The following is a 19,412-nucleotide window of genomic DNA, read 5'->3' on the forward strand; positions in this document are numbered from 1 at the left end:
TCGTCTCTCCTCTCCTATTCGATGGAGCAGCTCACGCTACTCGGGCCGCCGGCGGGATTCGGCGAGCAGGCCGTTGAGGCTTGCCGCCTTGGGCTTGACCAGCCAGAAATGGCGGATGAACTCGGAGAAGTCGTCGAGAATCTCGCGACCGCGGGCGGAGCCGGTCTCGGCGACATACTCCTCGATCACCTCGCGCAGGTGGCGCCGGTAGGCCTCCATGGCTTCGGTATTGATGCGGTGAATCTCCACCAGCTCATGGTTGTACTTGTCGACGAAGGTGCGGTCCTGGTCGAGCACGTAGGCGAAGCCGCCGGTCATGCCCGCACCGAAGTTGACCCCGGTCTCGCCGAGCACGGCGACCAGGCCGCCGGTCATGTACTCGCAGCAGTGATCGCCGGCCCCCTCGACCACGGCATGCACGCCGGAGTTGCGCACCGCGAGGCGTTCGCCCGCGGTGCCCGCGGCGAACAGCTTGCCGCCGGTGGCGCCGTACAGGCAGGTGTTGCCGATGATCGCCGTCTCGTGGGACTTGAAGCGGCTGGCGCGGGGCGGAACGATCACCACCTTGCCGCCGTTCATGCCCTTGCCGACATAGTCGTTGGCATCCCCCTCCAGGTAGAGGTGCAGGCCGCGGGCGTTCCACACCCCGAAGCTCTGTCCCGCCACGCCGGTGAAGCGGGCGACGACCGGCGCCTCCTCGAGGCCGGCCTCGCCGTAGCGCCGGGCGATCTCGCCCGAGGCGCGGGCGCCCACGCTGCGGTCGCAGTTGGTGATGGTGAACTCGAACTCGCCGCCGGAGCGCGACTCGATCGCCGGCATCAGGGTCTCCAGCACCTCCTGGTTCTTGGCGCCCGGATCGTGCGGCACGTTGCGGCTGACCTGACAGAACTGCGGCGCCTCGGCGGGCACGAAGTCGTTGGTCAGCAGCGGCGTCAGGTCGAGCTTGCGCTGCGCGGCGGTCTCGCCCTCGAGGATCTCGAGCAGGTCGGTGCGGCCGATCAGGTCGGTGAGCCGACTCACGCCCAGCATGGCCATCAGCTCGCGCACTTCCTCGGCGATGAAGCGGAAGTAGTGCTTGACCATGTCGACGGTACCGCGGAAGTGCTCGTCACGCAGATACTGGTGCTGGGTAGCAACACCGGTCGCGCAGTTGTTGAGGTGACAGATGCGCAGGTACTTGCAGCCCAGCGCGACCATCGGTGCGGTGCCGAAGCCGAAGCTCTCGGCGCCGAGGATCGCCGCCTTGATCACGTCGAGGCCGGTCTTCAGGCCGCCGTCGGTCTGCAGGCGAATCTTGTCGCGCAGGCCGTTGATGCGCAGCGCCTGATGCACCTCGGGCAGGCCCAGCTCCCAGGGCGAGCCGGCATGCTTGATCGAGGTCAGCGGACTGGCCGCGGTGCCGCCGTCATAGCCGGAGACGGTGATCAGGTCGGCGTAGGCCTTGGCCACGCCGGTGGCGATGGTGCCGATGCCCGGCTCGGAGACCAGCTTCACCGACACCTGGGCGTCCGGGTTGACCTGCTTGAGATCGAAGATCAGCTGCGCCAGGTCCTCGATCGAGTAGATGTCGTGGTGCGGCGGCGGCGAGATCAGCGTCACGCCGGGCACCGAGTAGCGCAGCCGGGCGATCAGCTCGTTGACCTTGCCGCCGGGCAGCTGGCCGCCCTCGCCGGGCTTGGCGCCCTGGGCGACCTTGATCTGCAGCACCTCGGCGTTGACCAGATAGGCCGGCGTGACGCCAAAGCGCCCGGAGGCGATCTGCTTGATCTTGGAGGAGCGGATGGTGCCGTAGCGCGCCGGATCCTCGCCGCCCTCGCCGGAGTTGGAGCGCCCGCCGGTCTCGTTCATCGCCTGGGCCAGCGCCTCGTGGGCCTCCGGACTCAGCGCGCCGAGACTCATGCCGGCGCTGTCGAAGCGCGGCAGCAGGTCCTCGACCGGCTCGATGTCGTCGAGCGGCAGCGGCTCGGGGGCCGGCTTGAGGGTCAGGAGATCGCGGATGGTCGCCACCGGGCGCTCGTTGACCAGCGCCGCGAACGTCTTCCACTTGGCGTAGTCGCCCTGCTGAACCGCCTCCTGCAGTGCCTTGACGATGTCCGGGTTGTAGGCGTGGTACTCGTGATTGTGGACGTACTTGACCAGCCCGCCCTGATGGATGCCCTTGCGCGGAATCCAGGCGTCGCGGGCCAGCATCTCCTGCTGGAGCTGCAGCTCGGCGAAGCCGGTACCCTCGATGCGCGACATCATGCCCGGGAAGCACAGGTCCATGATCTCGGAGGACAGCCCCACCGCCTCGAACAGCTGCGAGCCGCGATACGAGGCCAGCGTCGAGATCCCCATCTTGGAGAGGATCTTGTAGAGCCCCTTCTGCAGCCCCTTGCGGTAGTTCTCGCGGGTGTCCGCCGGGTTGCCGGTGAGCTCGCCGCTGCGGTGCATGTCGGCCATCACCTGGTAGGCCAGGTAGGGGTAGATCGCCGTGGCGCCGACCCCGAACAGCACCGCCATCTGGTGGGCGTCGCGGGCGTAGCCGGTCTCGACGACCAGGTTGACCCGCGGGCGCAGCGCCAGACGACCGAGATGATGGTGTACCGCCCCGGTGGCCAGCGCCGCGTGGATCGGCAGCCTGCCCTTCTCCAGCTCGGCGTCGGAGAGCACCAGCAGCACGACACCCTCGCGCGCCGCCTGCTCGGCCTGTTCGCACAGCGCCAGCAGCGCCTGCTTGAGGGTCGCCCGCTCGGGGTCGTAGGACAGCGCCAGCGTCTGGCTGCGGAAGGCCGGGTCCTCCTGGGTCACCAGCGCGGTGAACTTGCGCGGCGAGAGGACCGGCGTGGTCAGGATGATGCGGTTGGCGTGCTCGGGCGTCGCCTCGAAGACGTTGAGCTCGGCGCCGATGCAGGTCTCCAGCGACATCACGATCGCCTCGCGCAGCGGGTCGATCGGCGGGTTGGTGACCTGGGCGAACTTCTGCCGGAAGTGGTCGGTGAGCAACCGGCTCTGGCGCGACAGCACCGCCATCGGCGTGTCGTCGCCCATCGACCCGACCGCCTCCTGGCCACTCTCGGCGAGCGGGCGCAGCAGCTGGTCACGCTCCTCGAAGGTGACCTGGAACATCTTCTGATGGACGTTCAGGACGTCGCGATCGAAGGGCTGGAAGCGCGCCAGCTCGGTGAGCGCGGACTCCAGGTAGTGGGCATGCTCCTTGAGCCAGCGCTTGTAGGGATAGGCCGACTTGAGGCGGTTGTCGACGTCGGGTGTATGCAGCACCTCGCCGGTCTCGGTGTCGATGCCGAGCACCTGGCCGGGGCCCACGCGGCCCTTGGCGACGACGCTCTCCGGGGCATAGTCATGCACGCCGATCTCGGAGGACAGCGTGATGTAGCCATTGTCGGTGATCACCCAGCGCGCCGGACGCAGGCCGTTACGGTCGAGCATGCACACCGCGTGGCGGCCGTCGGTCATCACCAGGCCCGCCGGGCCGTCCCACGGCTCCATGTGCATGGAGTTGTATTCATAGAAGGCACGCAGCTCGCCGTCCATGGTCTCGACGTTCTGCCAGGCCGGCGGCACCATCATGCGGATGGCGTTGTAGAGGTCCATGCCGCCGGTGAGCAGCACCTCGAGCATGTTGTCCATGCTCGAGGAATCGGACCCCACGGTGTTGACGATCTCGTCGAGCTCGGTGAGGTCGGGCAGCAGCTCGCTGACGAAATTTTCCTTGCGCGAGTTAGCCCAGCCGCGGTTGGCCTCGATGGTGTTGATCTCGCCGTTGTGGGCGAGGAAGCGGAACGGCTGGGCCAGCGGCCAGCGCGGCGCGGTGTTGGTGGAGAAGCGCTGGTGGAAGACGCAGATCGAGGTCTCCAGGCGCTCGTCGCCGAGGTCGTGATAGAAGGTCGGCAGGTCCACGGGCATCATCAGGCCCTTGTAGGACACCACCTTCGACGACAGCGAGCAGACGTAGAAGTCTTCCTCGCCGCGCAGGGCTTCCTCGGCCAGACGGCGGGCCATGAACAGGTCGACGTTGAACGCCTGGTCGAGGCGGTCGTCGCTGGGCTCGACGAAGATCTGGCGGATGCGCGGCAGGCACTCCCGCGCCATCGGGCCGCAGACCTCGGGGTCGACCGGCACGTCGCGCCAGCCGCGCACACGGACGTGGCGCTTGCCGAGCTCGGCTTCCAGCACCTCGCGAGCATGCATCTCGCGGTCATCATCGTCGGGCAGGAAGACGCAGCCCACGGCGAAGCGCGCACCGAGTTCGACGCCCAGCGAATCCCGCGCCAGGGCGCGCATGAAGTCGACCGGCATCTTGAACAGCAGGCCGCAGCCGTCACCGGTCTTGCCATCGGCGGCGATGCCGCCGCGGTGCGTCATGCACGTCAACGATTCGATGGCGGTTTTCAGCAGGTCGTGGCTGGCCTGGCCCTCCATGTGCGCAATCAGGCCGAAGCCACAGTTGTCGCGGAATTCGCCAGGCTGGTGGAGACCTCTCATCATGGGCGTGCCTCGCAGTAATCCAGATCTTGTGTCCATCCAGAAAGCATGATATTTTTAAAAGTTATTTTCTTGTTATTTGGCCCGCTAAACGGGCCGCTTTCTGACGTGAAAAGGCCGACCAGAATAGCCACTCTCGCCTGCCGGCGCAATTCTCGCACCGACATTCCGCACCCATAAACCGCCGAAAAAACGCGACCTTAGCGCACAGCTTCGAAAAAACCCCAGCCCTGTCAAAGGCTTAGAATCGAATCCCGAAAACTCTGGCGCGCCTCGCTGCCAGCCGTTCTGTCGACAATCTTCCCCATGCCAATCCTGCATGAGTCATGCGAATGCTGACAGAACCCCCCGACCGACAGGCACAAAAAAACCCGCTCCAGGAGCGGGCTTGCGGTGCCGCCGGGCCGGTGCGAGTCAGGCACGCGGATAGGCGTCGATGAAGGCGGCCAGTTCGGCCGGCGGGGTCGCATCGTGCAGACAGGCATCGCCCAATGCCTGCAGCAGCACCAGGCGAATGCGATCGTCGAGATTCTTCTTGTCGAGGCGCATGCGGACGATGAACGCCTCGGCATCCATGGCCGCCGGCGCCGCCACGGGCAGCCCGGCCGCGTCGAGCACGGCCTCGACACGCGCCACGTCGTCCGCCTCGAGCCAGCCCAGCCGGTGAGACAGCGCGGCGGCCATGGCCATGCCGGCACCCACCGCCTCGCCGTGCAGCCAGACGCCGTAGCCCTGGTGCGCCTCGATGGCATGGCCGAAGGTGTGGCCCAGATTGAGCAGCGCGCGCACGCCCTGCTCGGTCTCGTCCTCGGCCACTACCTCGGCCTTGATCGCACAGCTGCGGCGGATCGCCTCGCCGAGGGCCGTGTCGTCCAGCCCGCGCAGCGCCGGCATTTGCGCCTCGAGCCAGCCGAGGAAGTCGCGATCGCGGATCAGCCCGTACTTGATCACCTCGGCCAGCCCCGCCGAGAGCTCGCGCCCGGGCAGCGTACGCAGCGTTGCAGTGTCGATCAGCACCGCCCGCGGCTGCCAGAAGGCACCGATCATGTTCTTGCCGCGCGGGTGATTGACACCGGTCTTGCCGCCCACCGAGGAGTCGACCTGGGAGAGCAGCGTGGTCGGCACCTGGATGAACGCCACGCCGCGCTGGTAGCAGGCGGCGGCGAAGCCGGTCATGTCGCCGATGACCCCGCCACCCAGCGCGACCAGCGTGCAGCGCCGATTGAAGCCGGCGGCCAGCAGGGCATCCCAGATGCGCTCCACGCTGGCCAGGGTCTTGGTCGCCTCGCCATCGGGCAGCACCACCTCGCGGACCTCGAGGTCGGCGTCGAGCCCGCGCTTGAGCGTCTCGAGATACAGCGGCGCGACCGTCTCGTTGGTGACGATCATCACCTGCCGGCCGGCCAGATGCGGGCACAACCGCCCCGGCTCACCGAGCAGGCCGGCGCCGATGTGGATCGGGTAGCGCCGCTCGCCGAGCTCGACGTTCAGGGTCCGCACGCGGGAGTCGCCGTCTTGGCTCATGGAGTCACACCTTGGTCTGCAGCGGGTCGACGAGGCGCTCGACGCGCTTGAGGATTTCATTGACCACCGAACGCGGCCCGCGCCGGTCGGTGCGGATGACCAGATCGGCGGTGGCGCGATACAGCGGATCGCGGCGCTCGAACAGCTCGGCGAGCACCGCCCGCGGGTCCTTGTTGCGCAGCAGTGGCCGGTTGCGGTCCTTGGCGGTGCGCTTGAGCTGCTGATCGACGCTGGTCTGCAGATAGATCACGGTGCCGCGCTCGCGCAGCGCCCGGCGGTTGGCCTCGTTCATGACCGCGCCGCCACCGGTGGCCAGCACAATGCCGTCGAGCCCGGTGAGCTCGTCGATCATCTGCACCTCGCGTTCGCGAAAGCCGGCCTCGCCCTCGATATCGAAGATCCAGGGGATATCCGCGCCACAGCGAGCCTGTATTTCATGGTCGCTGTCGTAGAAATCGCGCTGCAACTCGGACGCCAGAAGGCGGCCGATGGTGCTTTTGCCGGCCCCCATGGGGCCGACCAGAAAGAGATTGGGAAAACCCTGCATCAGCGAATCGCCAGATTGTCCTCGATGATCTTCGGGGTGATGAAGATCAGCAATTCTACCTTTTCATTGCTCTGTTCGGTATAGCGGAACAGCTTGCCGAGCACCGGCAGGTCACCGAGCAGGGGGGTCTTGTAGAGATTGTGCAGCTGTTCGGTGGTGAGAATGCCGCCCAGCACCACCGTTTCGCCGTTGTTGACCAGCACCTGGGTCTGGATCTGATTGGTGTCGATGGCCGGTGCGCCGTTGAACTGGGTGTTGGCCACATCGTCGTTGTTGATGGTCAGATCCATGATGATCCGATCATCGGGGGTGATCTGCGGCGTCACCTCCAGCGACAGCACCGCCTCCTTGAACTCGACGTTGGTCGCCCCGCTCGAGGTGGCTTCCTGATAGGGGATCTCCTGACCCTGCTTGATCATCGCCGGCTGCTGGTTGGCGGTGATCACCTTGGGCTGAGAGATGGTCTGGCTCTTGCCCTCGCTCTCCAGGGCCCGCAGCTCCAGGTCCAGCAGCACGTCGCCGGACAGGTAGCCGAAGTTGAACGACGAACCGGGATTGGCCGCGCTGCCCAGGTCCACGGCCAGGCCGCCATAGGCACGCCCCGTGCCGGTCGAGGCGGTGTTGACCACATTGTTGCCGGTGCCGGACGGCTGATTGTTGGAGGTCACGCCCCAGTTGACCCCCAGCTCCCGGGCCGCCTTGTCGCGGGCGATGACGATGCGTGCCTCGATCTGCACCTGGCGCACCGGGATATCCAGCTGATTGATGGTGTCGCGGATCTGCTCGATCTGCTCGGCAGTCTCCTGGACGATCAGGGTATTGGTGCGCTCGTCGACACTGATCCGGCCCCGCTCCGAGAGCAGGCCCAGGCCGTTGTCGCCGCGCAGCAGCGTGGCCAGCTGCGCGGCCTTGGCATAGCGCACCGGAATGTAGGCGGTGGTCAGCGGCGCCAGCTCCTGCTGCTGCTGGCGCGCCTCGAGCTCCTGACGCTCCATGGCCGCCAGCTCGTCGGCCGGCGCCACCATCAGCACGTTGCCTACGCGCCGGCTGTCCAGGCCGTGGCTCTTGAGCACCAGATCCAGCGCCTGGTCCCAGGGCACGTCCTGCAGGTTGAGCGTGACACTGCCCTGCACGCTGTCGCTGGCCACCACGTTGAGCCCGGTGTACTCGCCGATGATCGACAGCACCTCACGCACCTTGATGTCCTGGAAGTTGAGCGTGATCTTCTTGCCGGTGTAGGGGAATTTCTGCTTCTGCTGCTCGCGCTGCGCCGCCTGGTTGACCGGCCGCGCCTCGATGGTCAGCTGCCGGCCGCTCTGGGTCGACAGCATGGCGTAGTCCCCGCGCGTCTCGATGCTCAGTCGGGTGCCGTCGCCGTCACTGGCCGGCACCACGCGCTGCATCGGCGTGCCGAAATCACCGACATCAAGCACCTGGTTCCACTCGGCGGGCAGATCGACACGGCCCAGCTTCGCGATGATACGGCCGTTCTGCTCGCTGACATCGGTCGCCACCCCGGCACGGTCGAAACTCACCACCAGGCGGCCGGCCCCATCCTCGCCGCGCCGGAAGTCGATATTGTCGATCGTCGGCGCCCCGGAGGCCGACGCATGCCGGTCCGCCCCGGACGCACCACTCCCGGCTCGCCGCGCCGCGTCCTTGCCCAGCGTCAGCACCAGCGTCCTGCCCTGTTCGTGGGTGGCGTAGGGCAGCGGCTGATCGAGATTGAAGACCAGCCGCGTGCGCTCGCCCGCCGACAGGGCGACGACATGATCGACCCCTGCCATGCCCAGATCGAAGCGCCGCCGATCGAGCCGGCTGACGGTGTCCATCAGATCGATGGCCAGACGCGGCGGCGAGCCGACCCGATAGCCGCGCACCTCGGGCACCTGGTCGTCGAAGTGCAGCCGCACGTCGAGCTGGCCGTCGCTGCGCTGCTCGAACGACAGGTCGGTGAGCGTCGACGCCGCCATGACCGGCAGGGCCAGCAGCACGAGAGCGGCGCTCAGCAGTCCGCGAATCAAAGCCTTCATGGGATCCTCTCGTCACCTCGCGACGCCGCCCCGCTCCGGGGCGACGCCGTGTCGTCGTGGTTCGTGTCGCCGCCGCCCAGCGACAGTGTCTGCCAGCGCTCGTCCCAGCCCTGCCCGCCGTCGGACACCAGCTCCACCAGTCGCACCCGGCCGGCGTCGATCGCCACGATGCGCCCGAAGTCCGTGCCCAGATGCGCGCCCACGCCCAGCGAATGCACCTCGCCGGCGGGGTCGCGCACCAGGGCGACGTGGCGGTCGCCGATCGACAGGGTGCCGACCAGGGTCAGGGCATCCAGGGGAAAGCGCTCCAGCGCCTCCTTGGGCCGCGACAGGTCCGGCGTCAGGTCGCCGCTGCCGGAGGCGGCGCTGCGGGTATCCGGCCGTTCGGGACGGAACGGGCTGCGGGCATCCGCCTGCTCATAGGCCACCGGACGATACGCCGGGGTGTCGGGCAATGCCGGCAGCTTGCCACTGGGGCGGTCGCGCAGCGTGGCCAGCTTGGCGTCCAGGGCGTCGAGTCGGGCGTCGCCGCAGCCGGCCAGCACGACCAGCAGCACACCCGACAACAGGAGGCGCCACATCGTCATGAGCCGCCCTCCGCCGTGTCGGCCGTATCCCCGGCCGCCGTCTGCGCCCGGTGGTTGTAGGTCTTGGCCAGCATCGAGAGCTTGAGAGTGCCCTGGTCGTCCACCGGGGTCAGGGTGAAGTCGTGCAGCGTGACGATGCGCGGCAGGGCGGCGACACCGGACAGGAAGGCGGCGATGCGATGGTAGTCGCCCTCCACCTGGATGGAGAACGGCTGTTCGATGTAGTAGGCCTTCTCGACCGGCGCCTGCAGGCGGATGACGTCGATGGTCAGGTGGTGCTGCCGGGCCGTGTCGCTGATGTCGTCGAGCAGCGACGGCACCTCGGCGCCGGTGGGCAGCATCTTCAGCAGCGTGTCCATGCGTGTTTCCAGGGTCTGCATCTGGCTGCGCATGGCGGGCAGGTTGGCCGCCTGATAGGCCTTGGTCTCGTACTGCTCGAGCAGGGCATGCTCCTGCTGCCGGGCCTGCTCGAGGCGGTCCAGCCGCGGCGCGGCCACGAAATGATAGCCCAGCCAGAACAGCACCAGCCCCACCAGCAGGCAGGTCAACACCTGCAGCGATACCGGCCAGTTGCCCGCCTCGCGCAGGTCCAGCTCGCGCCAGTCCACCTCGCGCAGCCGCCGCCACTCCGCCGCCAGCCTCATGGGGATGCCTCCTGCTTGCCCGCGCTCCGGGACGCCGGACGCTTGTCCACGAGCCGCTCGTCCACGCTCAGGCTGAACGCCCGCCAGCCGCCCTCGTCGGCCTGCACTTCCGAAAGCGTCGGCACGCCGAAGACCGGCCTCGCCTCGAGCGCACGCATCTGCGCGGACACCTGCCGGTTGGTGCGCGCCCTGCCGCCCAGGCGCAGCATGTCGCCCTCGCGCTCGAGCCGGGTGTAGTAGACGCCGTCCTGCAGGCTGGCGGCAAGCTGGTTGAAGACCCGCACCGTCTGCGGCCGGCTGAACTGCAGCTGGCGAATCAGGTCGATCTGGGTCAGCATCTGCTCGCGCGTCTTGCGAAAGTCACTCAGGGTCGAGATATCCTGATCGAGCCGACGGGACTGCGCCTGGATGTAGTCGTTGCGCCGCTGCTGGCTGTCGAGACGCTGCTGGTAGAGCGTGGCCACGCCCCAGGCGCCGGCGACGGCCAGCAGCGTGACCAGCCCGAGAATCACCAGAAAGCGCCGATTGCGACGCTCGCGGCGCGCCTCGCGCCACGGCAGCAGGTTGATCTCGATGCTCATGTCCCGGCCCTCATCGCCAGCCCGCAGGCGGTGAGCATCGCCGGCGCGTCGCTGGCCAGGGCTTGAATGTCGATGCGCGAATGGATCGCCATCCGCGCGAAGGGGTTGGCGACCTCGATGGTCAGGCCGCTGTCTTCGGCCAGACGCTCGCGCAGCCCGGGAATCACGCTCGAGCCGCCGGCCAGGATCAGCCGGCTCACGGCCGGGTGCCGGCCCGCGGTATAGTAGAGCTGCAGCGAGCGGCCGATCTGCTGGATCAGCGTCTCGATGAAGGGCGTCAGCACCTCGCCCTGATAATCCTCGGGCAGCCCGCCGCGCTTCTTGGCCAGCCCCGCCTCCTCGAAGCTCAGCCCGTAGCGGCCGCGAATCGCCTCGGTCAGCTGACGCCCGCCGAACACCGTGTCCCGGCTGAAGATGATGCGGTCGCCGCGCAGCACGTGAAAGGCGTTCATGTTGGCGCCGATGTCCACCAGGGCCACGGCGGGCTCCTCGTCCACCGCCGGCAGCTGGTGGCGCAGCTCGCCGAAGGCGCGCTCCATGGCGAAGGTCTCGACGTCCACCGCCGCCGGCTCCAGTCCCGCCTGCATCACCGCCTCGGTCAGCTGGCCGACATCCTGCTGACGACAGGCCACCAGCAGCACGTCCTGCTGGTCGCCGAACCGCTCGTTCAGCCCCAGCCGCTGGAAATCGAAGGCCACCTCATTGAACGGAAACGGAATGTGCTTGTCCGATTCCAGCTGAATGCGGGCCTCGATCTCGTCGTCGCTCAACGAGGCCGGCAGGGTCAGGGTCTTGGTGATGGCCGCGCTGGCGGGCACCGCCACCGCGACCCGCCGCGAATGGGGCTGGGCATGATCGACGGCGCGCTTGATCGCCTCGACGACATCCTCCATGCGGCGGATACGGCGCTCGACCACCGCGCCTTCGGCGAGCGGGCGCACGGCATAGCTGTCGACACGGAAGTGCTGGCGGCCCGGCCGGAGCTCGAGCAACTTCACCGTGGCCGAGGTGATATCGATACCGATCAGCCCCTTGCCGGACTGGCTCAACCCGAACAATGATGGTCCTCTGCGCGATGCGGTGATTATGGTTGTCATGCTGCAGTATCAGGCGTCTCGCCCGAGGCCACGAGACTACCTGATATACAGGCCATTTACACACGGCTCGCGGGGTCGCCCTTCAACGCTGGCCGGTCGTTCGCCGGATTCCTATAATGCGCTGCTCAAGGGATTGAACGCGCGCATCGCGGCCGACCGCCACCCGTACACCATGGATATCGCCCTTTCATGAAGCTTCTCAAACGCCTGCTGACCTCGACCCTGTGGTTCTTCGTGTCACTCGGCGCCGCCAGCCTCCTCGCCGTGATCGGCGCGGCGCTCTACTTCGCGCCCGGCCTGCCCGACGTCCACCAGCTGCAGGGCTACGAGCTTCAGACACCGCTGCGCGTCGTCACCCGGGACCACCAGCTGATCGGCGAATTCGGCGAGCAGCGCCGCCGCCCGGTCGACTACAGCGCCATCCCCCAGGACATGGTCGAGGCCTTCCTGGCCGCCGAGGACGCCAGCTTCTTCGAGCACCCCGGCGTCGATCCCAAGGGGCTCGTCCGCGCCGCCCTGGAGCTCGTCACCCACGGCGGCACCATCCAGTCCGGCGGCAGCACCATCACCATGCAGGTGGCGCGCAACTACCTGCTGACGCTCGACCGCACCTTCACCCGCAAGATCCGCGAGATCCTGCTGTCGCTGCAGATGGAGCAGATCCTCTCGAAGGACCAGATCTTCGAGCTCTACGTCAACAAGATCTATCTGGGCAACGGCGCCTACGGCATCGCCGCCGCCGCCAAGACCTACTACGACAAGCCGCTCGACGAGCTCACCCTGGCCGAGAAGGCGATGATCGCCGGGCTGCCCAAGGCGCCCTCCGCGCTCAACCCGTTGACCAACCCCGAGCGCTCGCTGATCCGCCGCAACTGGATCCTCTATCGCATGCGCGAGCTGGGCTACATCGACCCGTCCGCCTACCAGCAGGCGGTGAAGGAGCCGATCAGCGCACGCCAGCATGACACCCAGGTCGATGTCCAGGCGCCCTATGTCGCCGAGATGGCGCGCCAGTTCGCGGTCAACCACTTCGGCAAGGAGGACGCCTACTCCGGCGGCTACACTGTCACCACCACCCTCGACGGCCCGCTGCAGCAGGACGCCCGCCAGGCGCTGATCGAGGGGCTGATCGCCTATGACCGCCGCCACGGCTGGCGCGGTCCCGAGCAGACCGACATCCCGCCCAGCCTCGTCGAGGCCCAGGACCAGACCCAGAAGAGCGGGCTCGAGGAGGAGCTCGCGGCCTCCCCCGAGGTCAGGAAGACCGCCCGCCAGGCGGCCCAGAGCAGCCAGGCCCGGGTCGAGGGCGTGGACGGCGACGTCAGCAACTGGCTGAAGGTGCTCGAGCGCACGCCCGCCTACGGCCCGCTGAAGCCGGCCATCGTGGTCGCCAGCGAGGACCGCGAGATGCGCGTGCTGACCCGCGACGGCACGGTCAGGACCCTGCCCTGGGACGGCCTGAAGTGGGCGCGCGAATACCACAGCCCCAAGTGGCGCGGCGACGTGCCCGCCAGTGCCGGCGAAATCGCCAAGCGCGGCGCCCTGGTGCGCATCATGCAGACCGACGGCGGCGACTGGCGGCTGGCCCAGCAGCCCGGCGCCGAGGCGGCGATCGTGGTGCTCGACCCGCAGACCGGGGCCATCCGCGCCCTGCAGGGCGGCTTCAGCTTCAACGCCAGCAAGTTCAACCGCGCGACCCAGGCCCAGCGCCAGGTGGGTTCCAACTTCAAGCCGTTCGTCTACCTGGCCGCCCTCCAGGAGGGCGGCATGACCGCCGCCACCATCATCAACGACGCCCCGGTGGTCATGCAGCAGTTCAGCGGCGACGACTGGCGGCCCGAGAACGCCGAGGGCGAGTTCCTCGGGCCGACCCGGCTGCGCGTCGGCCTGTACCAGTCGCGCAACCTGGTGACCATCCGCATCCTGCAGTCGCTGGGCCTGGAGAAGGCCCTGACCTTCCTCGAGAACTTCGGCTTCGACAAGGCGCGCCTGCCCCAGGGGCTGTCGCTGGCGCTGGGCAGCGCCTCGCTGACTCCGCTGGAGGTGGCCAACGCCTACGCGATTCTCGCCAACGGCGGCTTCAATGTCTCGCCCTGGTACATCCAGCGCGTCGACAAGACCGACGCCGACCAGCCGATTCTCGAGACCACCCCGCAGGTGGCCTGCCGCGACTGCGCCGAGGATGCCACCCAGACGCAGATCGACGGCAAGACCTATCCGCTCGCCCCGCGGGTGGTCGACCCCGATGCGCTGTACATCCTGCGCGACATCATGCGCGACGTGATCGAGAAGGGCACCGGCCGCGGCGCCCTGGACCTCGACCGCAGCGACATCGTCGGCAAGACCGGCACCACCAACGACCAGCGCGATGCCTGGTTCTCGGGCTTCAACATGCAGGTGGTGGCCACCGTGTGGGTCGGCAAGGACGACAACTCCAGCACCGGCGAGTACGGCTCCCAGGCCGCCCTGCCGATCTGGAAGGCGTTCATGCGCCCGGCGCTCGAGGGCACCCCGGAAACCGTGCCGGAGCGCCCCGACGACATCGTCACCGCCCGCATCGATCCGCAGACCGGCCAGCGCCTGCATGACGACCAGCCCGGCGGCATCGAGGAACTCTTCCGCAAGGACAACCTGCCCGACTTCGCGCCGCGTCGCATCGACCAGCAGCTGGAAGACAGCAGCGGCGCCCAGGGCACCGGTACCTACGAAGCCATCTTCTGACACGCGGGTCGCGGGCCCGCCCGGGCCCTGCCCCTCTCCACCGCGGCGGCGTGACTCACGCCGCCGCGGCACAGTCGCAACTACAGGAGCCCCGACATGTCGTGGCGAACCCGCTTGTGGCGCACAGCGCTCCCGGGCGTGGGGCTGGCACTACTGGTGGCGATACCGCCGGCACTGGCGAAGGAATCGCTGTTCTACGCACCGCCCCGGCCCGGTGACGATGCGCCCGACTTCAGCGGTCAGGCCGAGCTGGGCTACACCAATCTCTCCGGCAACACCGACAGCGAGACGCTGATCGCCAAGGGGCGGCTGACCTGGATCACCGGCACGCTGACCCACACCCTGCGCGGCGAGACCCGCCAGGTGAAGGAGAACGGCAATGCCAGCGCCGAGCAGTACCTGGCGGCCGGCCGTGAACGCTACGATCTCGACGGCCCGCACTACCTGTTCGGCTTCACGCGCTGGGAAAAGGACCGCTTCAGCGGCTACGACTACCAGTTCACCACCATCATCGGCTACGGCCGGCAGCTGCTCGCGGGGCCGACCCACACGCTGTCGCTCGAGGCCGGTCCCGGCTACCGCCACGACGCACTGGCAAACGGCGCCGACAAGGACCTGGCCGTGGGCTACGGCGCACTGGACTACCAGTGGCAGTTCAGCGAAGGCTCGAACTTCCAGCAGGAACTCTCCGTCGAGGGCACCGACGCCAACGTCACCACGCGGGTGTTCTCGGCGATCACCGCCCAGCTCAATGCCCACCTGGCCCTGCGCCTCTCCCACGAGATCAAGAACAACTCCAACCCGCCCGAGGCCAGTGCCTCCGACACCGACCTGACCACCGCGGCCTCGCTGCTCTACCGCTGGTAGAAACGCCGACAGCCGGCACAGGGCCGGCTGTCGGAGGGGGCAGGCGAGGCGCCGCGGCGGGATCAGCCGTAGACGTCGGCCACGCTCTCCAGCGGATAGTGCGCCGGGTAGGAGCGCCGCGCCACGCCGGTATCCACCGCCGCCTGGGCGACCGCCGAGGAGACCCGGTCGAGCAGCCGCGCATCCAGCGGCGTGGGGATGATGTAACCGCGTCCGAACGACAGCGACTCCACCTCGTAGGCGTCGAGCACCGCCTGCGGCACCGGCTCGCGCGCCAGATCCTTGATGGCGTTCACCGCGGCGATCTTCATCGCCTCGTTGATGCAGGTCGCGCGAACATCCAGCGCCCCGCGGAAGATGAACGGGAAGCCCAGCACGTTGTTGACCTGGTTGGGATAGTCGGAACGCCCGGTGGCCATGATCACGTCGTCGCGGGTCTCATGGGCGACCTCCGGATGGATCTCCGGATCGGGGTTGGAGCAGGCGAAGACCACCGGATTGGCGGCCATCCGGCGCAGCTGATCGGGCGAGAGCAGGTTGGGGCCGGACAGGCCGACGAACACGTCGGCGCCGTCGATCGCCTCGTCCAGGGTGCGCTTGTCGGTCTCGGTGGCGAACATCGCCTTGTACTGGTTGAGATCGTCACGGCCGCTGTGGATTACGCCCTTGCGGTCGAGCATGAAGATGTTCTCGGCCTTCGCCCCGCAGGAGACCAGCAGCTTCATGCAGGCGATGGCCGCCGAGCCGGCGCCCAGGCAGACGATCCGCGCCTCCTCCAGCGACTTGCCGGCGATGTCCAGCGCATTGAGCATGCCCGCCGCGGTGACGATGGCGGTGCCGTGCTGGTCGTCGTGGAACACCGGGATGTTGCACTGCTCGATCAGCGCGCGCTCGATCTCGAAGCATTCCGGCGCCTTGATGTCCTCGAGGTTGATGCCGCCCCAGGTGTCGGCGATGCGCGTCACGGTGTCGATGAACGCCTGCGGGCTCTCGGCGTCGACCTCGATGTCCACCGAGTTGATGCCGGCGAAGCGCTTGAACAGCACCCCCTTGCCCTCCATGACCGGCTTGCTGGCCAGCGGCCCCAGATTGCCCAGGCCGAGAATCGCGCTGCCGTCGGAGATGACCGCCACCAGGTTGCCCTTGCCGGTGTAGCGGTAGGCGTTCTCGGGGTCCCTGGCGATTTCGCGGCACGGCTCCGCCACGCCCGGGCTGTAGGCCATGGCGAGGTGCTTGGCGGAGTCGGTCGGCTTGGTGATCTCGACGGACAGCTTTCCGGGGATCGGTTGGGCGTGATAGTCAAGCGCCGCTTGCTTCTTGGCGTCGGTCATGCTCGGTATCCGGTCGGTCATGGGATGTGCCGGCCAGAATATAGAAAAAAGTCTAATCGAACAACTCGACGCAACTTGCTGTTATGAAAGGCATTTAAGCGATAGTTTGAAATAGTTTCCAGTTATTCGAAAAGCGTTATGCCTGACTCGCCAGGCATAACGTGAAGCTTATTCAAGGCCGGCGAGCCTATATCGTCGCATCGGGCGACTGCCGATTGCCCTGCTCGTGGCGGGCGATGGCCGCATCCCCCTGCTGCGCCAGGGCCTCGAGCCGATCGATCTGCGTATCGAGCCGCGGCAGCGCCTCGCGCCGGTAGCGGGCGACATCGTCGAGCGCCGCCATCACGTCGCTGAAGGCCTCCGTCAGCGCCTGCTGGTCGAGCATCGCCGACGAGGCGCGGGTCTGGATCTCCACGCCCTGGCTGCGCAGCGCCCGGGCGGTGCCGGCTATCATCGACGAGGTGGCGCTGTTGAGCGCCTCGACGCGGTCCAGCACCAGGCGCTGGTTGGCCAGCGCCAGCGCCACGGTGACCGCCACGTTGAGGGCGGCGACGGTGACATTGATGGCCCGGTCGACGCCGCGCATCAGCTCGCGGTTGTTGCGGATCACCACCTCCAGCGCCAGCACCCCCTGCTGGCTCACCGCGCGCTGCTGCTGCAGGTCGACCAGCCGCTGGCGCAGCGGAAACAGCAGCTCCTCCTCGATGAAGGCCCGCTGCGGGTCGGCCTCGTCCAGCGCCAGGCTTCGCCGCTCGAGGCGTTCGTCGATCAGCCGCCCCAGCGCGACCTGTTGGTCGAGCTGCCCGAGGGTCTCGCGCAGCGCCGTCTGGTCGTCGGAGAGGGTCAGGTTGTCGCGCCGCAGCATGTCGCGCCCGCCCTCCAGGTCGTGGATGATGGCGTCGAGCGCCTGCTGGGCGTTCTCGAACTTCTGGAAGTAGCGGGTCAGCCGGCTGCCCACGCCGGGCAGCCGCGCCATCAGCTTGTCCCAGCGCCCGCCGCCCAGCGAATGGTGCTGCGGATCCAGCGCCGTCATGCGCTCGCGCAACTGCAGCAGCGACGCGGCCACCGGGCCGCCCTCGTCGCCCTGATGGGCCAGCCGGCGCAGCGGCGTCTTGAGCATCTCGCTCTGGTGCGCCGCCTGGCGCTGCAGCTCGAGCCCCAGGGCGTCGATCGCCTCGCGCTGGCCCGCCGCACCGCTTTCCGGGGTCATCAGCGCCGCGACGAAGGCCTCGGCCTCGGCGGCCAGTCGGTCGTCGGCCCCCGCGGCCTCATCGGGGGCGAAGCGACTTTCCAGCGTCTCGATCGCGGGCAGGGCCAGCGGACGGTCATCGGGCTGACGCGCATCGGTCATGGCGAAACTCCTTCACGAGGGAACAGGGAACGGGGGCACGGCGTCATTGCGCACCGCGTCCGTAACGCGCCGCCCCGGCGGCGAAGCGGCGCAGCTCGTTCAGCGCCCGGTCGGCGGCCACCGAGGCCTGCGGGCGCTGCGTCTCCACGCGCGCCAGCGCCACGGCGGCATCGTCCAGTGCAGTCAGCGCCGACTCGTTGCGGGCGGCCAGTTCACGCAGATGACGCTCGGTCTGCTCGAGCAGCTCCAGGCGGCGCTTCAGGGCCAGCCGCTCGGCCACCGTCAAGTGCACGCTCTCCTCGCTCAGGCGCCGCCGCACGAACTCGCCGTCGACCTCGGACACGCCCCGCGCCTGGGAGGCCATGGCGGTCAGGTTGTCCACCGCGCCCAGCGACACCTCGCGGATCAGCGAGCGGGCACGCTGGAAAGTCAGCTCCTCGACGGCGAAACGCTCGCCCAGCACGTCCAGCACATGCCGGTAGCGGCTGTAGAGCCGGTCGGCCTGAACGGCGAAGTCGTCGCGGCCGGCGGTCTGCAGCTGCCGCTTGGCGTCGGCCAGTGCCAGCACCAGGTCGTCGGCATCGGACGGCGGGTGGTCGGGGTCGAGGGTCTGCACGCCCTTCTCGTGGGCCTGGCGGGCCTGCTCGGCGCGCCGATTCGCCGCCTCGGCCGCCTCCCGCGCTGCCCGCCGGCGCTCCCGGCGGCGAGCCAGCCAGCCGCGCCAGCGGCGCTCCAGCGGCAGCTCGACGGCGATCGCCCCCAGCCCGGCCAGCCAGCCGAGCAGCGACGGGCCGAAGCCGCCCCACAGCGAGGTCAGCCAGATCAGAAAGGCGATGAACGGCACCAGCAGCCAGTAGCGCAGGATCACCTGCAGGCGGTTGGGATGGGGCTCCGCCAGCGCCAGGCGCGGCTCGACCATGCCGATCAGAAACCAGGGTAGACAGGTCACGAACAGCCCGTAGGCCAGACCTTGAAGAAATGCCAGCATACGCCGCGGGCCCGCCGAAAAGGGAAGGAATCCTGATTGTAGAGGAAGCGTCTGGTCGCAATAAAGCCGCCCGGCGTCGTCCGTGAGCCTATCGCAGCCAGTTGTGATCTCCCGGTAGAATCATCCGGAGCCTAGCCGTGGGCGCAACTTCAGTCGCTATGGCCCCGCCACCGGACCCCGCCGTCGGGGATGAATCCCCTCCCACAAGGTGGTGACCGATTGCACCGGAGAACCGGCCTTTTGTGGGAGTGGCTTCAGTCGCGATGCACCCGCCACCGGACCCGCCGTCGGGGATGAATCCCCTCCCACAAGGTGGTGCCCGATTGCACCGGAGAATCGGCCCTTTTGTGGGAGCGACTTCAGTCGCGATGCACCTGCCACCGGACCCCGCCGTCGGGGATGAACCCCCTCCCACAAGGTGGCGCCCGCTTGCACCGGAGAACCGGCCCTTTTGTGGGAGCGACTTCAGTCGCGATGCACCTGCCACCGGACCCGTCGTCGGGGATGAATCCCCTCCCACAAGGTGGTGCCCGATTGCACCGGAGAACCGGCCCTTTTGTGGGAGATTCTATGTTGCCCGTCAAGCCTTGATGGGGCTTGGAGGGCGATATCCCGTCTCATGCTTCATCAGTGAAAAGGCGATGCGTGCCAGCTTC

The 19,412-nt window shown here is 68.1% G+C and carries 13 protein-coding genes; 2 read left to right on the forward strand and 11 right to left on the reverse strand.

Going from position 1 to position 19,412, the window contains the following annotated elements:
• Positions 1 to 36: 36 nt before the first annotated feature.
• The 8 genes from gltB to pilM form a co-directional block, all read right to left on the reverse strand.
• Positions 37 to 4,488: a glutamate synthase large subunit gene (gene gltB / locus ACTCB7_RS11020; protein WP_463006710.1), complete on the reverse strand. Its 4,452-nt coding sequence runs from the start codon at positions 4,486 to 4,488 to the stop codon at positions 37 to 39.
• Between the two features lie 411 nt (positions 4,489 to 4,899).
• Positions 4,900 to 6,009, reverse strand: coding sequence for a 3-dehydroquinate synthase (gene aroB, locus ACTCB7_RS11025; protein WP_163649735.1), 1,110 nt, complete (start codon positions 6,007 to 6,009; stop codon positions 4,900 to 4,902).
• Between the two features lie 4 nt (positions 6,010 to 6,013).
• Positions 6,014 to 6,556 (reverse strand): shikimate kinase AroK, encoded by a 543-nt coding sequence (gene aroK, locus ACTCB7_RS11030; protein ID WP_163649734.1) that lies wholly within the window; start codon positions 6,554 to 6,556, stop codon positions 6,014 to 6,016.
• Positions 6,556 to 8,589, reverse strand: a complete 2,034-nt coding sequence (locus ACTCB7_RS11035) for a type IV pilus secretin PilQ (RefSeq protein ID WP_224416505.1) — start codon at positions 8,587 to 8,589, stop codon at positions 6,556 to 6,558. The genes aroK and ACTCB7_RS11035 overlap by 1 nt, the downstream gene beginning before the upstream one ends.
• Positions 8,586 to 9,176: a pilus assembly protein PilP gene (locus ACTCB7_RS11040; protein WP_463006711.1), complete on the reverse strand. Its 591-nt coding sequence runs from the start codon at positions 9,174 to 9,176 to the stop codon at positions 8,586 to 8,588. The genes ACTCB7_RS11035 and ACTCB7_RS11040 overlap by 4 nt, the downstream gene beginning before the upstream one ends.
• Positions 9,173 to 9,820 (reverse strand): type IV pilus inner membrane component PilO, encoded by a 648-nt coding sequence (locus ACTCB7_RS11045; protein WP_463006712.1) that lies wholly within the window; start codon positions 9,818 to 9,820, stop codon positions 9,173 to 9,175. The genes ACTCB7_RS11040 and ACTCB7_RS11045 overlap by 4 nt, the downstream gene beginning before the upstream one ends.
• Positions 9,817 to 10,401 (reverse strand): PilN domain-containing protein, encoded by a 585-nt coding sequence (locus ACTCB7_RS11050; protein ID WP_463006713.1) that lies wholly within the window; start codon positions 10,399 to 10,401, stop codon positions 9,817 to 9,819. The genes ACTCB7_RS11045 and ACTCB7_RS11050 overlap by 4 nt, the downstream gene beginning before the upstream one ends.
• Positions 10,398 to 11,459 carry a type IV pilus assembly protein PilM gene (gene pilM / locus ACTCB7_RS11055; protein WP_463006714.1) on the reverse strand — a complete coding sequence of 354 codons (1,062 nt, stop codon included), beginning with the start codon at positions 11,457 to 11,459 and terminating at the stop codon, positions 10,398 to 10,400. Before pilM ends, ACTCB7_RS11050 begins: the two co-directional genes overlap by 4 nt.
• 228 nt (positions 11,460 to 11,687) lie before the next feature.
• On the opposite strand from pilM, the gene ACTCB7_RS11060 reads away from it, so the two are divergent.
• Both ACTCB7_RS11060 and ACTCB7_RS11065 read left to right on the forward strand, forming a co-directional pair.
• Positions 11,688 to 14,219: a penicillin-binding protein 1A gene (locus ACTCB7_RS11060; protein WP_463006715.1), complete on the forward strand. Its 2,532-nt coding sequence runs from the start codon at positions 11,688 to 11,690 to the stop codon at positions 14,217 to 14,219.
• A gap of 96 nt (positions 14,220 to 14,315) precedes the next feature.
• On the forward strand, positions 14,316 to 15,086 hold the full coding sequence (locus ACTCB7_RS11065; RefSeq protein WP_463006716.1) for a DUF481 domain-containing protein: 771 nt from the start codon (positions 14,316 to 14,318) through the stop codon (positions 15,084 to 15,086).
• Positions 15,087 to 15,148: 62 nt separating this feature from the next.
• On the opposite strand, the gene ACTCB7_RS11070 is transcribed toward ACTCB7_RS11065, so the two are convergent.
• From ACTCB7_RS11070 to ACTCB7_RS11080, 3 genes are all read right to left on the reverse strand, one after another.
• Positions 15,149 to 16,417: a malic enzyme-like NAD(P)-binding protein gene (locus ACTCB7_RS11070; protein WP_163649726.1), complete on the reverse strand. Its 1,269-nt coding sequence runs from the start codon at positions 16,415 to 16,417 to the stop codon at positions 15,149 to 15,151.
• Positions 16,418 to 16,604: 187 nt separating this feature from the next.
• The gene (locus ACTCB7_RS11075) at positions 16,605 to 17,768 is read right to left on the reverse strand and encodes a toxic anion resistance protein (protein ID WP_463006717.1); all 1,164 of its coding nucleotides are present in this window, start codon (positions 17,766 to 17,768) and stop codon (positions 16,605 to 16,607) included.
• A gap of 43 nt (positions 17,769 to 17,811) precedes the next feature.
• Entirely contained in the window at positions 17,812 to 18,756 is a 945-nt protein-coding gene (locus ACTCB7_RS11080) for a cobyrinic acid a,c-diamide synthase (RefSeq protein WP_463006718.1), read from the reverse strand.
• Positions 18,757 to 19,412: the final 656 nt, after the last annotated feature.

The organism is Modicisalibacter sp. (assembly GCF_055145905.1).

What these genes read in the sequence shown, in the direction of transcription:
- gltB (WP_463006710.1), bottom strand. Translation starts at nt 4,488, where the DNA reads ATGATGAGAGGTCTCCACCAGCCTGGCGAATTCCGCGACAACTGTGGC.
- aroB (WP_163649735.1), bottom strand. Translation starts at nt 6,009, where the DNA reads ATGAGCCAAGACGGCGACTCCCGCGTGCGGACCCTGAACGTCGAGCTC.
- aroK (WP_163649734.1), bottom strand. Translation starts at nt 6,556, where the DNA reads ATGCAGGGTTTTCCCAATCTCTTTCTGGTCGGCCCCATGGGGGCCGGC.
- ACTCB7_RS11035 (WP_224416505.1), bottom strand. Translation starts at nt 8,589, where the DNA reads ATGAAGGCTTTGATTCGCGGACTGCTGAGCGCCGCTCTCGTGCTGCTG.
- ACTCB7_RS11040 (WP_463006711.1), bottom strand. Translation starts at nt 9,176, where the DNA reads ATGACGATGTGGCGCCTCCTGTTGTCGGGTGTGCTGCTGGTCGTGCTG.
- ACTCB7_RS11045 (WP_463006712.1), bottom strand. Translation starts at nt 9,820, where the DNA reads ATGAGGCTGGCGGCGGAGTGGCGGCGGCTGCGCGAGGTGGACTGGCGC.
- ACTCB7_RS11050 (WP_463006713.1), bottom strand. Translation starts at nt 10,401, where the DNA reads ATGAGCATCGAGATCAACCTGCTGCCGTGGCGCGAGGCGCGCCGCGAG.
- ACTCB7_RS11060 (WP_463006715.1), top strand. Translation starts at nt 11,688, where the DNA reads ATGAAGCTTCTCAAACGCCTGCTGACCTCGACCCTGTGGTTCTTCGTG.
- ACTCB7_RS11065 (WP_463006716.1), top strand. Translation starts at nt 14,316, where the DNA reads ATGTCGTGGCGAACCCGCTTGTGGCGCACAGCGCTCCCGGGCGTGGGG.
- ACTCB7_RS11070 (WP_163649726.1), bottom strand. Translation starts at nt 16,417, where the DNA reads ATGACCGACGCCAAGAAGCAAGCGGCGCTTGACTATCACGCCCAACCG.
- ACTCB7_RS11075 (WP_463006717.1), bottom strand. Translation starts at nt 17,768, where the DNA reads ATGACCGATGCGCGTCAGCCCGATGACCGTCCGCTGGCCCTGCCCGCG.
- ACTCB7_RS11080 (WP_463006718.1), bottom strand. Translation starts at nt 18,756, where the DNA reads ATGCTGGCATTTCTTCAAGGTCTGGCCTACGGGCTGTTCGTGACCTGT.